We start from the raw sequence: 14,322 nt of genomic DNA on the forward strand, positions 1-14,322 counted from the left end.
CCAGCTCTTCCGCCGAGCCCAGTCGTTCGACCAGCTCACCCCAATCCAGTGCTTGTAACGAATCGCTCATGACCAAGGTGAATCACTCGCGATCACCATCGTCAAGACTAAGTTAGCGCCTATGGGGTCAAGCCCGAGGACGACGGAGGGTGGGATGGGCGCCGGCGTGATAGGCGGCGCTTTGCAGTATGGCAGCAACAGCACCCCACCCTCCGTCATCCCAGGCCTCGAGCCACTGCTGTCCGTTTTAAATTTTCCCTTTTTAAATGCTTATAAAACAAACCGTTATTGGGAAATAGGTATCGATTTTATAGTACGTGATGCAGGCTGAAATCGAATTTTTTGCACAATTTCCGCCTCGGAACTTTCTCTGACGCGGATGCCAAGTCTCGCCATCTTTCGTCTTGTCGCGAAAATAACGAGTCAAAACAGTAAATCGGCACATCTACTGCGAGTCTCGGAATCCTCTGCAACCGTTTTTGCTAAACCGGACAGCAGTGGCCTCGAGCCTGGGATCCACGGCCGCGATCGCCGACGACGACCGAGGGTGGGTGGAAGTCCGGAGCTCTCGGTCGCCGGTCTGGTCAGAGGCGGGCTTCGAGGATCAGGTTGAAGGGCGTCTGCATTGCCTTGCGGAAGCGGGTGAAGCCCGCCTTGCGGAAGACGTGCTTGAGCCTTGCCTCGCCGGCCTGGGCGCCGAGCACGATGTGACCGCCGTCGGAAATCGCATGGGCGCAGCAGATCGTCGTCGACGCGGCATAATAGAGCCGGCCGACAGGCGAGATATTGTCCTCCACCCGGTCGTTGGCGAAGGGCTCGACCAGCATCACCGTGCCGTCCTTGGCAAGGGCCTTGGCCGCATGCGTGGCGGCTGCCACCGGATTGCCCATGTCGTGCAGGCAGTCGAAGAAGCAGATGAGGTCATAGCCCGTCCCCGGATAGGTCTCCGCCCGCGCGGTCGAAAAGGTGGCGCGATCGGAAACGCCCGCCTCGCCCGCCACCTCTCGTGCTTGGTCGACCGACTTTTCGTGCGTGTCGAAGCCATCGAATCTCGAATTCGGAAAGGCCTGCGCCATCAGCACGGTCGAATGGCCGTGGCCGCAGCCGACATCGGCGACCAGTGCGCCTGCCTTCAGCTTCTCCACCACGCCGTCGAGCGCCGGCAGCCATTCCGGCACCAGGCTGGCGCGGTAGGCGTTGCGATAGAAGGACGCGACGCCGCAGAAGAGCCGGCCATCATGGTCACCCCAAGGGATACCGGCGCCGGTGCGGAAGGCCTCGACCGCCTTTTCCTCGTCGGCCCACATGGAAGCCGGCGTTGCCCAGGCATTCGGGATGAAGACGGGGCTGTCCTCGTTCGCCAGCACGAAAGCCTGTTCCGGCGTCAGCTCATAGGTGCCGCTGACCGCATGATAGGTGACATAGCCGCCGGCCACCTGCGAATTCAGCCATTCGCGCACATATCGTTCGGCGCAGCGGGCGCGGGTGGCGATCTCGCGAGACGTGAGCGGACCGCGGTCGGCCATCGCCTTGTAGAGACCGAGGCGGTGGCCGAGGCTGACCATGACCCCGCCATAGCCGGCGGAAAGATCGCTGACGACGCGGCCGACCAGCGTGTCGAGCTTCGCACTGTCGATGGTCCTGCTTTGCATTGTATCCATGATGTTTCTCCCTGTTTGCAAACCTCCGTTCGAGGTCCGGGGAAGGATCGCAGACCGTGGGCATGAGCGGCAGAGCGGTGCCGGCCATGATCGGGCCATTTGCGCCACGCCAGCAAGCTGTCGCGTCCGCAGTGGCCCCCGCTGCGCTCCGGGGTTATCATTGCTGCCAAGGGGGAACCGATGATGACGGGAACGCAGCAGGAGGCGGAGCGGGCGCCGGGGCCGCAGCCGCTCCATGTCAGCCTGGTGGCGCTGCCGGAGGCGGCAGTCTCGACCTTGAGCGGCATCTTTGATGTCATGAACGCCTTTTCCATCGTCCCGCCGGACGACGGCATTACCAAGACGCCGCCTTTCCACGTCGAGATCGTCGGCGAAAGGGCCGGCCCGCTGACGCTCGCCAGCCGCGTGCCGCTGGTGGTGCAGCGGCCGGTCGCAGACATCGAACGAACCGACATCGTCATCGTGCCGTCGGTCGTGCTCGGGCCGGAAGGCTGGGTGAAGCGCCGCTATCCTGAACTGGTGGAATGGTGCCGGAGCATGCACGTGAAGGGGGCGCTGATCTGCTCGGCCTGTTCGGGCATCTTCCTGCTTGCCGAGACCGGGGTCTTCGATGGCGCCGACGCCACCGTCCATTTCGGCTACGCCCAGACTTTCCGCGACGCCTATCCTGAGGTCACGATCCATCCGGAGCAGGTGCTGGTGGTCGCCGGCCAGCGGGACGAGTTGATTACATCAGGCGCCTCGATGACATGGCACGATCTCGTGCTCTACCTGATCGCCCGCCATGCCGGGGCGACGGCGGCGCAGACGGTGGCGCGCTATTTTGCGCTGCAATGGCACCAGGACGGGCTGGCTCCCTACATGGTGTTCGAGGGGCGGCGCGACCACGGCGACCAGGCGATCCAGACTGCACAGGACTGGCTTGCCGCCCATTTTTCGGTCGCCAATCCGCTGGAGGAGATGGTCAGGCAGGCGGGGCTGACGGAACGGACCTTCAAGCGGCGGTTCACCCGGGCGACCGGCATGAGCCCGATCGCCTATGTGCAACGGCTGCGGATCGAGGAGGCGAAGCGGCGGCTGGAGCGAACCGAAGCTTCCGTCGACGAGATAAGCTGGCAGGTAGGCTATGAGGAGCCCGCCTTCTTTCGACGTCTGTTCAGGCGGATAACCGGCCTGGCTCCGGGGAATTATCGTCGCCGGTTCCAGGTGCCGGCCTATGCCAAGCGGCCGTCATCGCAGCAGCACGGCTGATGCGGCCCTTGCGTCGCTTCCCGGCGACTCCGCTCCACGATCAGGCGTCTTGGCGTGGCCGGGAGAGTTCTGCGATCAAATAGTCCGCCACCATTCGAACCGAGGGGAGCTGCCCGCGCCGATGCGGCATCAGCAGGGTTGTCGTCACGCCGCCTCCCGTCCACTCGGGTAAAATGCGAACAAGTGCGCCAGATGCAATGAGTTGAGCACAGAAGCTGCTCGGAAGGCAGGTAACACCGAGACCGGCCTTGGCTGCCTCCAAGAGCGAGATCGTCTCGTTGGCCACGTAGCGCGGCATGGGCGTGATCTTGGCGACGGCGCCATCGCCATTGCGAAGCGTCCAAACCGATTCCGAGGGCGATGCCATCAGCCCATCGAGCTCACTCGCTTCCTCGGGGCGCGAACACACACCTTTCTCCCTGATATAATCGGCCGAGGCGACGAGCCAGGTGGGGTCGTCATCGATCCGGCGTTGCACGAGATCGTTGTCGGGCAGCGGGGAGAAATGGTTGCGGATCGCGATGTCGAAACCTTCCTGCACGATATCAACGAACCTGTCGGAAACGTCGAGCGTGATGCGCATCTTCGGATAGCTCGCTGCCAGGCGGGGAAGCAGCGCCGCCAAACGAAACTGGGCAATCGGCAGCGATGCGGTGATCCGAACAGTTCCGCTTGGTTCCGCCAGACGGCCCTTGATGACATGCTCGGCCGCCTCCGCCTCGATCAGCATGGCGGCGGCATGACGATACAAATCCCGGCCAATCTCGGTCACGGCGAAACTGCGCGAGGTCCGCTGGATCAGGCGGACGCCGATCTTCCGCTCCAGCTCGGAAAGCCGCTTGCTGAGCGTGGACTTGGGAAGGTGCAGCGCGCGAGCGGCTGCAGCAAAACCGCCGTGATCCACCACTTTAACGAAAACCAGCAGGTCGTTGAGATTGAGCATTCACCTGTCCGTCGTTCCAATTTACAGACGATGGGTCCACAAATAGCCCACTACTCCGCGCTCGTCCAATATTGCATCTTTCGCCAAATCGCCCACAGGGGCGGTATTGCAACCGGAACGTTGAAGGATGACACATATGGCGAATATTTCGGTTCTCGGCTTGGGAGCGATGGGACAGGCGCTGGCCGCCCGATTTCTGCAGCAAGGGCATTCGGTCACCCTCTGGAATCGCACGGCCGGCAAGGCTGGCTTTCTGGTTGCCAAAGGAGCTCGCGAAAGCAGCAGCGCGGCAGACGCCATCGCCTCGAGCGACGTCACCGTGATCTGCCTATTGGACTACGCCGCGTCGAACTCTGTGCTCGACAGTGCGGCCTCGGTGCTTGCCGGGCGTGCGGTGGTCAATCTCACCAATGGCACGCCGGCCCAGGCACGCGCCACCGCCGAGCGGCTCGAAAGCCTCGGCGCCGCCTATCTCGACGGCGGCATCATGGCGACGCCTCCGATGATCGGAGGCGAACATGCACTTATCCTCTACAGCGGTTCGAATGCGGCTTTCGAGGCGCATGTCGGCACGCTTAAGGCGCTCGGCGCCGCCACCTATCTCGGTGCGGATGCCGGACTGGCGTCGCTCCACGATCTCGCCCTTCTCAGCGGCATGTATGGGCTTTTTGCCGGCTTCTTTCACGCCAGCGCCCTTGTCGGTTCCGAAGGCATCGGCGCAAGTGCATTTCTGAAGCTGCTCGGCCCCTGGATGACCGCGATGATGGGTGAATTTCCCGGCTATGCGGAGAAGATCGATACCGGCCGCCACGGCGTCAATGTCGCGTCGAATCTGGCGATGCAGACCGCAGCGCTCGAAAACATCCTCACTGCCACCCGCGAGCAGGGTGTCGCCACCGATCTGCTTGACCCGATGCTGGACCTATTCCGCAAGCGCGACGGTGCCGGACATGGCAACGAAGACATTTCAGGCGTGTTTGAGCTGATCCGGAGCAGGAACAGCGCTATGAGCTGAAGGGCTCCATCTCCCCAAATAGAAAAGTCTGCCGCGGGAGGAGGTGCGGCAGGCTTTCCTAAAAGAACCGAACAGCGACTTGGGAGGAGGAGTGCCGCTGTTCCAACAGACGTCCCTTCGGGAGGAGGAGTGGGCCGTCTGAATGTCGAAGCGTTGCGGGAGGAGGTGCATCGCTTCGATGGAGATAATCATACTCGCACCGGCGCCATCCGCCAGCGTCTATGTTGCACTGCAGCTATGCGCCGGCCGCAACGATCGGCGGGACCGCTGGGCATTCCTGCCCCTGATTTTTCGGCTGTTCTGCCGCTCCCAATGGAATTTTCAGCGCCGGTAAGACCTCGGATAAATCTGCGCGCGGGCGAATTAACTTGAGAACTCCATTGTGCGGCGCAGCAATCGTCCCCACATCGAAAGCTCAGGCCGATTGGCGGCCATAGGAGACGACAGTGCTCGACAAGCCCCCACACAATCACAGCTTGGTCGAAATCGGGAGGTTTGGCTCCAATCCGGGGTCATTGAAGGCGTGGCTGTATCTGCCTTCGATCATGGCTCCCGGCACTCCGCTTGTCGTGGCGCTGCATGGCTGCACACAGACGGCAGAGGGCTATGCCGCCGGTTCCGGCTGGTCCGAGCTCGCCGAGCGGCGCGGATTTGCGGTGCTCTATCCCGAGCAGCAGCGGTCGAACAATGCCAATCTCTGCTTCAACTGGTTCGAGCCCGGCGATATCAGCCGGGATGCGGGCGAGGCATCGTCCATCCGGCAGATGATCGGCCATCTCGTCCAGTCGCAGGGCATCGATCCCAAGCGTATCTTTATCACCGGCCTGTCGGCAGGTGGTGCGATGGCGAACGTCATGCTGTCGACCTACCCTGAGATATTTGCAGGCGGCGCAATCATCGGCGGGCTGCCCTATGGCGTGGCAGGCACCGTGGCAGAGGCTTTCGAGCGCATGCAAGGCCGCAACCCGCCGACTGTCTCCAGGCTGCAATCGGCCCTCAAGCGCGCATCGAACCACCGCGGGCCCTGGCCCAAGATTTCGATCTGGCACGGCACGCATGACCAGACGGTCCGAGCCAGGAATGCCGATCAGATCGCCCAGCAATGGAGCGGCGTGCACGCCCTTGCCACCGAGCCGACGCGGAGCGAGTTGATACACGGCCATAGGCGCAAAGTCTGGCTCGACGCCAAAGGCATGGAGGCCGTGGAGATCTATCTCGTCAAGGGCATGGGCCACGGCGTTCCCCTGGCGACGAGCGGCGATCGCGCCATCGGCAGAGCCGGCCCCCATATGCTCGAGGCAGGGATTTCCTCGACCGTTCGTATAGCCCATGCATGGAAGCTGGCGACGGAAGCAGACGTCGAGGAGGCTGAGGCAGGCGGAGACTTCGTCCGCGGGCAAGAGCCCGACGCCGCTCCATCCACGACAGGAAGAGCATCGCGCTATGCCAGGCCGCGCGCCAAGGCCGCGAGCGCCGCCCCCGACGGCAAGATCGCCAAGGTCATAAACGACGCGCTTCGAGCGGCGGGGCTGATGCGATAGCCAGACAATCGCGGCAAGGGAAATGATCACCTTGATCACAAGGCGGGAAACTTCGACAGGGGTATACTATTCTTCGATCAGACGCTTCTCTCCCGGTGGGAGCCCGTGCTCGATCAACCTGTCGAGGTAGTCGCAATAAGGACTACCTTCATAGAATGGGTAGGCCCCCTCTCGGACGTATTCCGCGTTCAGGTTTGGAAACTTCTTCAAAGCATCAGAGATCCACATCCTCACCTCATCGGTATTGCCCGCCCTGAGGGCGAGCAACGCTGCCCCAATGAATGGATAATAGGTTGTGCGTTCGAAGGACGCGCCTTCCCGTAGATGCATCCGGGCCGTTGACAGGTCATCGGGCTCGCCCCTCAGCATCAAGCCAATACCGAGCAGTGTCTTGAACGCAAACATAGACGGATCGTGAGGGCTGAGATCGATGGCATTTTGTGCGGCTCTAATCGTTGTATCGGCGTCCCTGAGCCGCACGGCTGCCATTCCATGTGCGAAGTGAAGAAACGCGTAGTTTTGATTTAATGCAAGGCCCTGTTCAGCGACAGGCATGGCCTCAGCCGCTCGCCCGTCCACGGTCAGAAGGAGGGACATCATCGCGTACGCGATATCGCTCCGCCTGTCGATTTCTAAGGCCTTCGTGGCGAACGATAGTCCTTCCTCGACAGCGACCGGCACGTCTGCGGCACGCCCCCAAAGGACGAGTGCGTATCGGTGACGAGCTAAATAGGCGTAGGGGAGTGCGAAATTCGGATCGTGTTCGAGCGCTTGTCGAAGGAACTTCTCGGCAGTGGCTTGCGAACCTGCTTCGAAGGAAAGCAATGCAGCGAAGCCGCGGTGACAAAGTTCCCAAGCAGTAAGGTTGTCCGTCGATTTGGCGAGGGCGAGGCTCCGTTCGTGCGCTCCCAGCTCTGGTTCGATGCCCGCGATAATCCGGCGCGTTATCTCGTCCTGCACATCAAAAAAATCGGCGATCGGACGATCCCAGCGCTCGGCCCAGATGTGGGCTCCGGACAGCGCGTCGATTAGCTGTACAGTGATCCTCAGCCGTTCACCGGACCTCCGAACCGATCCTTCCACGACATAGCGCACACCAAGTTCCCGGGCGATCTTGCGTACGTCCTTGGCTGTTCCCTTGTAGGCGAAAGACGAGTTGCGGGCGATCACGAACAACCATCGAAAGCGACTTAGTTCCGTAATGACGTCTTCGACCAGTCCGTCGACAAAGAAGTCCTGATCGGGGGTGACAGAAAAATTCTGGAATGGGAGAACCGCGATCGAAGCACGTACCTGTCCGGAGAGCCGAACCGGGCTGGGCGCCGTGCCGTCCAGCTCGACCTGCCACACATCAATTGGTTCGGGGATATTCTTAACGGACTGTGGCCCGAGCCACGTCATCCCAGCGTCTATCTTGCTTTGCACATGATCGTAGATTGCACGAGATATGCAGATGCCTCCGGCGGGTGCGATGGTTTCCAAACGCGCAGTGATGTTGACGCAGTCGCCGAGGATGTCGTCGCCATCGATCACCACATCTCCCAGATGAATACCGATGCGGAAACGCAGGCGTCGGTCTTCCCTTTGAGGAGACTCGCGCGAGATCAAATTGCGCTGCATGAGAAGAGCCGCTCTTACCGCCAACACCGGCGATGGGAAATCGACCAGGAGCCCGTCGCCCATGGTTTTGACGATGCGGCCACCGCCCTCCATAATTGCCGGGTCGATCACGTTGGTTCGCGCGTCGCGCAGCCGCGAAATGGTGCCTTCCTCGTCCGCCGCCATGAGACGAGAATAGCCGACCAAATCCGCAGCCATTATTGTGGTAAGACGACGTTCCACGCTTGCCCCTCCGCCAGGGAAATACCCTACCGCCTGAGAAGCAAATGCGAAAGCGCTCTGGAGCCGGGCGAATCAGGCCAGGAAAGAAAAATCCTGAGCGGAATGCGCTGATGCTGCACCCGAGGGATCCGCTTCTCTCTTCGGCTTTCCGAGTGCCGAGCGGGAACGCCCGGTCGCTACGGCGCGTGCGATGCGCAAAGGGCTACGCGGATGATGGTCCCCCGTAACCGCCGGCTTCAACCTGCTCTTTGTCAGGCTGCGAACAGCTCCGCCAAGCGATGGGACGGCGGGAGACGCCGCACGGACGGACGCTATCCGCCCTTCTTGTAGCTCACCCTGTAGATCACGCCGTTTGTATCCTCCGAGACGAGCAGTGAGCCGTCGGGAGTTATCGCCAGCCCGGCGATGCGGCCAGATTCAGTCTTCCGGTCCTCGCTCAGGAAGCCAGTAAGGAAGTCCTCCGTGCTCGTCGGCTCGCCTTTGTCGAAGTTGACCCGCACGACCTTATATCCGGCCGGATCGGCCCGGTTCGCTGAACCGCGTAGCGTGACGAAGGCATCGTTGCGATAGTCCTCCGGAAACTGCTGCGCATCGTAGAAGCGAATGTTGATCACCGACGCATGCGCATCAAAAGTCAGCGCTGGCGCGGCGGTCTTGGTTTTGCAGAAATCGTCCTTGGGCGCACCCTCGGACATGGTGAAACTCGCCCAGTCGGGCTGTCTGTCGCCGTAGCAGAACGGCCAGCCGTAGTGCGAGCCTTGCTCTATCTTGTTCAGTTCCTCGCCCGGCAGCTCGTCGCCGAGGTGGTCGACACCGTGGTCGACGCCCCACATGACCCCGGTCTCCGGATGCCAATCGAAGCCGAGCATGTTTCTCAGCCCCTTCGCGAAGACCGTGCGTTTCTTGTCTTTTATGTCGAGCCGAAGGTTGGCAGCCTTTTCGTCGCTGCTTTCGAAGCACGCGTCGCAGGAACTGCCGACGTTGATGTGCAGCGCTCCGTCGGGCGCGAAGGCGAGCGTCCGCCGCCCGTGCTGGCCGCCGTCGGGCAGGTCGTCGATGATCTTCTCCATTTTGCCGATCGTCCCGTCCTCGTTCAGATCGGCCGCCATAACGGCATGGACCGTGGAAAGGAAGATACGACCGTCCCGGATTGCAATGCCATGGATGCCGTCAAGATCAGAGGCCATCTTGCGAGGCTTCGGATCGCCTTCCTTGACGGCGATCACATCCTTTTGCTCGGGGCGCGTCACGTAGACGGTGCCGTCTTCGGCGACCGCCATCATGCGGGCATTGTCGAGGTCACGGGCAAAGATGCTGACCTCGAATCCTTCCGGAACCTTGAGCCGCTTGACGACATCCTCGCTGAATGGCTGATGCTTCGGCCTGAAAACATTCGTCTCGACCTTGTGGAGCACGCCTTCTTGCTGCGCCCAGGCGGATGCTGAAACAAGCGCAACACTCAACAGCATAGCTGCTTTTCTGGTCATATCTGCTCTCCCAATCTCCGGCGCTTCCGGACCTGTCGAGTGCCTACAGCGGTCCGGCCTCGCGCTCAGCCACACCCACGCGATGCCGGTAGACCATCTCCCAGCCTTTCCAGCGTTGATGGCGAACTGGCTGACGCGGACTCCAGAACCGCGCACGCCGATTTGGAGGCGGACAACCATCGAGATGCAGCAGTCGCTGCTATTGTGCTTTCTCCACTTGTCCGCGTGCGGTGGCGCTGTTCTAGTTTGGTGCGGCAGCCGCGGTTTCACCCGGCGGCAAGATCCGGAACATAAAGGTTGAAACCTTCTCCCCCGGCTTGAAAGGTCCAGGGACCTGATGGCTGACCGGTTTCAGGCTTTGAAGGAAGACTGCAATTGATGTCACGTCTTCTTCAGTGAGTTGCGCGAATGCATGCCACGGCATGATTGGCGCCAGGAGGCGGCCATCCGGCCGCTGCCCGGTCTGAAGCGCCGTCACAATCTGTTCCCTGGTCCAGCTGCCGATCCCGGTCTCCTTGTCAGGCGTAATGTTGCGGCCGACGAAAACACCCTGCCCCGGGATCTCGAAACCGACATCCGATCCACCCAGAAATCGCGAGCTGTCCGGGTTTCCGAAAAAATATCCCGGTGTGTGGCAATCGTTGCAGCCGCCGATCGTGACGAGATATTCGCCGCGCGCAGTCTGCGCATCGTCGGCAGCTGCCGCGCTCGCGTGCAGCCCCAATGCTGAGGCGGCCAAAAAAGCCAACCGAACGCTCAATCGAAACATCATCCCCTCCATGATACAGCTCGCAACGGCCATCGAACTGAATATCACGATGAACATGTTCCATATATTAGCCATATTGAATTAACGAAGATTGCGACTGGTTATTGCTCATCCTCGAGGCGAATGGCGGCGACAGATTCAAGATCGGACATCGACCCGTCATTGTACGACCCCGCCCTTGCGCAGCCCCTCCATGACGAGCTCGAAATCGGCGGGGTTCTTGAAGGGCAAGACTTTGCGACGGTATTCCAAGGAGTAGTCGGGATTGACACGCAACACCTCTTGCCACCTCGCGCGAGCCTCTTCGAAACGGCCGAGATGTCCGTAACAGGCGGCCAGAAGCGCGCGCGAGACATCGGTGACGGGGTTGCGGTTCACGCGCTGCAGCAACAGTTCGACGGCCTCCTCGTACCTTCGCAGTTGAAACAGGGCCAAGGCCTGAAAATGGAGAACGACATCCGGAAAATACGGGTTCAGGACCCTCGCCCGATCGAAATAGGCGAGTGCATCCCCGGCTCTGCCTGAATAGATGAGTGCCTCGCCGAGGCTGACCTGCCCTTCGGCGAAGTTCGGATTGAGGACTATCGCACGCTCGGCCTCGCTGATGGCTTTATCGTGCTGTCGCGAGTAAAGCTTGACCACGCTCAGTGCCCAGTGCGCCACGGGATCGCTATCATCCCGCGCTACCGCCAGCGTCGCGGCCTCTTCGGCTTGCTCGATAGAGCGCTGCGGCGACTCGCTCCACCGGTTCAGGTAGTCCAGCCCGTGGGTAAGGGCGAGGAAGGCGTGCGCAGAGGCGAAGTTCGGGTCCAGCTCGACGGCACGTTGCAAAAGCTCGCGGGCGTCGCTGTTCGTCTGCTTCGTCAGCCGGTGCCACAGCTCCCGGCCACGCAGGAAGCAGTCATACGCCTCGGGATGCCGGGTCTGCCCCGGCGCCAGTCTTTTCCGATCGCCCTCCGTCAGGTTGACCGCCAGCGCGTCGACGATCTGCTGCGTGACATCGTCCTGAACCGCGAATATGTCGGTGAGCTCGCGATCGAACCTCTCCGCCCATAGGTGCCCGCCGGTGGTCGCGTCGATGAGCTGCGCGGTGATGCGTACCCTGTTTCCCGATTTGCGGACGCTGCCCTCAAGGACATGCCGCACGCCGAGCTTCGTGCCCACCTCCTGCACCTCGACGTTCTTGCCCTTGAAAGTGAACGACGAATTGCGGGCGATGACGAAGAGCTGCGACAGCTTCGATAGCGCCGTGATGATGTCTTCCGAGATGCCGTCGGCGAAGTAATCCTGTTCGGCGTCACCGCTCATGTTGGCGAAGGGCAGGACGGCGATCGACAGCTTCGGCGACGCTGCCGTCGCCGGTCGGCTCGGCGCGGTTTCCGAGGTAGCGGCTGCCTTTGTCCCGGCGCCGCCGACTTGCAGCGAATAGACCCGGATCGGCTCGGCGATGTTCTTGAGTTGCGTGTTGCCGAGATCGCTGACCGAGAGGTCGAGCCTCGCCTTGACCTGGCGATAGGCATCCTCGGACAGGCAGATCGCGCCCGCCGCGGCGACGCCCTCCAATCGCGAGGCGATGTTGACGCCGTCGCCCATCAGATCGCCGTCGCTTTCCTCGACGACGTCGCCCAAATGGATACCGATCCGGAACTCGATGCGACGGTCCTGCGGCACGCCGTCATTGCGCTCCACCATGCCGTTCTGCACCTCAATGGCGCAGCGTACGGCGTCCACCACGCTGCGGAACTCGACCAGCGCACCATCGCCGGTGCGCTTCACCACCCGGCCATGGTGCACGGCGATCGTCGGATCGATGAGATCGCTGCGCAGTGCCCGCAACCTCGCCAGGATGCGGTCCTCGTCGGCGCCGGCAAGCCGGCTGTACCCAACCACGTCCGCGGCCAGGATTGCGGCCAGCTTTCGGGTCTCGCTCATGGCGCCGTCTCCTCGCTTCCACGATAGCAGGGTGACAGAAGGCAAGAAAGAACTTTGAGCCGCGGCTCAGAGCGATCTTGGGTGAGATCGAGTTGGCCAAGTAGCCCTACGCAATGACTGCCCTGTCAGGCTCCCGGCCCGAAGCTGCCAGCCCCCTTCCGGCGCCATTGCGGAGATACTTCTTGTTGAGAGATTTGGCTGCTCTGCGCTGAAGCGGCAATCTCCGTGCGGCTGCACGTCCTTTGGCCTGCCACCGCGCATGCTTTGTCCAGCTGGAATGGTCCCGCCATATTCTTCCGGCCGAAACGACGCGCCTTTTGCGTCCTCTACAGGGGCGGCAGGCGTCGTTTAACGGAAGTTCCCTTGATGACGGCTGTGCTGGTGACGGCGTGCTCCGAGAGGGCTTCAAGAACATCGTCCATCTGCTCGATTGTGTGGACCACGAGGCGAGCAAGGAAAGGATCATCGCCGGTGATCTTGTCACATTCGACAAACTCCGGCCGCTCCTGAATGAGCCGTTCGACAAGGTGGAGCTTGCCGGGCAGCGGCCGGATTCTCACAATCGCCCTGATCTGGTAGCCGATGGCGCGCGTGTCCACGTCGATAGTGAAGCTTCGGATGACGCCCGCCGCCTCAAGCCGGCGAACACGCTCCGACACGCTTGGTGCGGACATGCCAACCAGGCGGGCAAGCTCGCTCATCGAGAGGCGAGCATCGCTATCGAGCGCGGCAAGAATCTGCGCGTCCGTCGCGTCCAGCGCAGATTTTGCAGTTTGAAGGTTCCGAGGTGCTTTTGCCTTCGACATCGCGGTCAAACTACGCGATTAGCTCTTGCACTTCCATATAAATCGAGACGCAGCCTATTGCATGATGGCTCCAGTAGGAGAAAATCATGCTGCTTGGGATCGTCGCCGGCCTCATCACTTGCGCCCTCTGGGGGCTGACTTTCATTGCCCCGCGCGCCGTCGCACCGCTCACGGCATGGGATTTGACCATTGCCCGCTATGGCGTCTTCGGCCTAGCCTGCTTGCTGTTGATGGCCGATCGACGGTTCCGGCCAGTCGGCATGGCCCCCGCGCGGCTTGTGACCGGCCTGCTGCTCGGCGGCGCGGGTTATGTCGGCTACTTCATCAGCGCGGCCTTTGCCGTCCAACTCGCCGGTGCGGCTGTTCCGCCTGTGATTATCGGCACCATGCCGGTTTTCTTGGCGATCATCGCCAATATTCGGGACCGCTCAGCATCATGGAAATCTCTGACGCTTCCCCTGGTGCTGATCGCGATCGGCGTGGCGATCGTAAACGCCGCGACGATCGGCGCGGCCGACGTTGCGGATACGCCATCGATCCTTCTCGGTGTTCTCGCCAGTTCGGCGGCGCTGGTGATCTGGATCGCCTACGGTCTGGCGAATGCAGCCGTCATGCGGTCAGCGGACGCGCCAGCCGGTCTGCAATGGACAGGGCTGCAAGGCATAGGCGCGGCGATCGGAAGCCTTCTCCTGTTGCCGCTGGCCTCCTTCGATCTCACGAGCACGGCTTCCGCCTCAGAAATCGCCAGCTTCGTCGTATGGGCGTTGGTGATGTGGTTGGCCGGCTCGTGGTTTGCAACCTGGTGCTGGGTGATCGCTTCCCGTCGCCTGCCGCTGGCGCTCGCGGCCCAGCTTATCGTTGCCGAAACAGTCTTCGGCCTCGCCTATGGATTCATGTTCGAGGGCCGGTTTCCTTCTCCCGCCGAGGCGATCGGAGTGATTATTCAGTTCGCCGGCGTCTGTTCCGCCATCGCAGTTTTCAGCAAGCCTGCGAAGCTGGTCCAAGTGTCGCAACAGTCCTAGTATCTGCTACGTCGCATGTTTGTCGCACAAGCCGGCCGCTGGGCGCGTGAAAC

Annotated in this window: 12 protein-coding genes; 5 read left to right on the forward strand and 7 right to left on the reverse strand. The window is 61.7% G+C overall.

The window, feature by feature from the left end:
- The first annotated feature begins 154 nt into the window (after positions 1 to 154).
- A complete protein-coding gene (locus EFR00_RS33215; protein WP_167482309.1) occupies positions 155 to 331 on the forward strand; it encodes a hypothetical protein in 177 nt (58 codons plus the stop codon).
- Between the two features lie 253 nt (positions 332 to 584).
- Here EFR00_RS33215 and EFR00_RS30895 read toward each other — a convergent pair whose 3' ends face one another.
- Positions 585 to 1,661: a class I SAM-dependent methyltransferase gene (locus EFR00_RS30895; protein ID WP_077989476.1), complete on the reverse strand. Its 1,077-nt coding sequence runs from the start codon at positions 1,659 to 1,661 to the stop codon at positions 585 to 587.
- Positions 1,662 to 1,841: 180 nt separating this feature from the next.
- On the opposite strand from EFR00_RS30895, the gene EFR00_RS30900 reads away from it, so the two are divergent.
- The gene (locus tag EFR00_RS30900; protein WP_077989481.1) at positions 1,842 to 2,912 is read left to right on the forward strand and encodes a GlxA family transcriptional regulator; all 1,071 of its coding nucleotides are present in this window, start codon (positions 1,842 to 1,844) and stop codon (positions 2,910 to 2,912) included.
- A gap of 40 nt (positions 2,913 to 2,952) precedes the next feature.
- Here the strand turns inward: EFR00_RS30900 and EFR00_RS30905 are convergent, their stop codons facing one another.
- On the reverse strand, positions 2,953 to 3,855 hold the full coding sequence (locus tag EFR00_RS30905) for a LysR substrate-binding domain-containing protein (protein ID WP_077989475.1): 903 nt from the start codon (positions 3,853 to 3,855) through the stop codon (positions 2,953 to 2,955).
- Positions 3,856 to 3,991: 136 nt separating this feature from the next.
- On the opposite strand from EFR00_RS30905, the gene EFR00_RS30910 reads away from it, so the two are divergent.
- Complete coding sequence (locus EFR00_RS30910) at positions 3,992 to 4,870, forward strand: NAD(P)-dependent oxidoreductase (RefSeq protein WP_077989474.1); 879 nt, start codon at positions 3,992 to 3,994, stop codon at positions 4,868 to 4,870.
- 446 nt (positions 4,871 to 5,316) lie between these two features.
- Complete coding sequence (locus EFR00_RS30915; RefSeq protein WP_245435286.1) at positions 5,317 to 6,411, forward strand: extracellular catalytic domain type 1 short-chain-length polyhydroxyalkanoate depolymerase; 1,095 nt, start codon at positions 5,317 to 5,319, stop codon at positions 6,409 to 6,411.
- A gap of 66 nt (positions 6,412 to 6,477) precedes the next feature.
- Here EFR00_RS30915 and EFR00_RS30920 read toward each other — a convergent pair whose 3' ends face one another.
- The 5 genes from EFR00_RS30920 to EFR00_RS30940 all read right to left on the reverse strand — a co-directional run bounded on the left by EFR00_RS30920 (position 6,478) and on the right by EFR00_RS30940 (position 13,247).
- Positions 6,478 to 8,253, reverse strand: coding sequence for an adenylate/guanylate cyclase domain-containing protein (locus EFR00_RS30920; RefSeq protein WP_077989473.1), 1,776 nt, complete (start codon positions 8,251 to 8,253; stop codon positions 6,478 to 6,480).
- A 311-nt stretch (positions 8,254 to 8,564) separates the two neighbouring features.
- A complete protein-coding gene (locus tag EFR00_RS30925) occupies positions 8,565 to 9,920 on the reverse strand; it encodes a PQQ-dependent sugar dehydrogenase (RefSeq protein WP_208655993.1) in 1,356 nt (451 codons plus the stop codon).
- 61 nt (positions 9,921 to 9,981) lie between these two features.
- A complete protein-coding gene (locus EFR00_RS30930) occupies positions 9,982 to 10,509 on the reverse strand; it encodes a cytochrome c (protein WP_077989480.1) in 528 nt (175 codons plus the stop codon).
- 159 nt (positions 10,510 to 10,668) lie between these two features.
- Positions 10,669 to 12,441: an adenylate/guanylate cyclase domain-containing protein gene (locus tag EFR00_RS30935; RefSeq protein ID WP_077989471.1), complete on the reverse strand. Its 1,773-nt coding sequence runs from the start codon at positions 12,439 to 12,441 to the stop codon at positions 10,669 to 10,671.
- A 326-nt stretch (positions 12,442 to 12,767) separates the two neighbouring features.
- The gene (locus EFR00_RS30940; protein ID WP_009997140.1) at positions 12,768 to 13,247 is read right to left on the reverse strand and encodes an Lrp/AsnC family transcriptional regulator; all 480 of its coding nucleotides are present in this window, start codon (positions 13,245 to 13,247) and stop codon (positions 12,768 to 12,770) included.
- Between the two features lie 86 nt (positions 13,248 to 13,333).
- Between EFR00_RS30940 and EFR00_RS30945 the strand changes: the two genes are divergently transcribed.
- Positions 13,334 to 14,269 (forward strand): DMT family transporter, encoded by a 936-nt coding sequence (locus EFR00_RS30945; protein WP_077989470.1) that lies wholly within the window; start codon positions 13,334 to 13,336, stop codon positions 14,267 to 14,269.
- Positions 14,270 to 14,322 lie beyond the last annotated feature (53 nt).

Origin of the sequence: Rhizobium sophoriradicis, from assembly GCF_003939025.1 — a bacterium.
Lineage (GTDB): Bacteria > Pseudomonadota > Alphaproteobacteria > Rhizobiales > Rhizobiaceae > Rhizobium > Rhizobium sophoriradicis.

What these genes read in the sequence shown, in the direction of transcription:
- EFR00_RS30940 (WP_009997140.1), bottom strand. Translation starts at nt 13,247, where the DNA reads ATGTCGAAGGCAAAAGCACCTCGGAACCTTCAAACTGCAAAATCTGCG.
- EFR00_RS30895 (WP_077989476.1), bottom strand. Translation starts at nt 1,661, where the DNA reads ATGGATACAATGCAAAGCAGGACCATCGACAGTGCGAAGCTCGACACG.
- EFR00_RS30945 (WP_077989470.1), top strand. Translation starts at nt 13,334, where the DNA reads ATGCTGCTTGGGATCGTCGCCGGCCTCATCACTTGCGCCCTCTGGGGG.
- EFR00_RS30910 (WP_077989474.1), top strand. Translation starts at nt 3,992, where the DNA reads ATGGCGAATATTTCGGTTCTCGGCTTGGGAGCGATGGGACAGGCGCTG.
- EFR00_RS33215 (WP_167482309.1), top strand. Translation starts at nt 155, where the DNA reads ATGGGCGCCGGCGTGATAGGCGGCGCTTTGCAGTATGGCAGCAACAGC.
- EFR00_RS30935 (WP_077989471.1), bottom strand. Translation starts at nt 12,441, where the DNA reads ATGAGCGAGACCCGAAAGCTGGCCGCAATCCTGGCCGCGGACGTGGTT.
- EFR00_RS30930 (WP_077989480.1), bottom strand. Translation starts at nt 10,509, where the DNA reads ATGTTTCGATTGAGCGTTCGGTTGGCTTTTTTGGCCGCCTCAGCATTG.
- EFR00_RS30900 (WP_077989481.1), top strand. Translation starts at nt 1,842, where the DNA reads ATGATGACGGGAACGCAGCAGGAGGCGGAGCGGGCGCCGGGGCCGCAG.
- EFR00_RS30925 (WP_208655993.1), bottom strand. Translation starts at nt 9,920, where the DNA reads ATGGTTGTCCGCCTCCAAATCGGCGTGCGCGGTTCTGGAGTCCGCGTC.
- EFR00_RS30905 (WP_077989475.1), bottom strand. Translation starts at nt 3,855, where the DNA reads ATGCTCAATCTCAACGACCTGCTGGTTTTCGTTAAAGTGGTGGATCAC.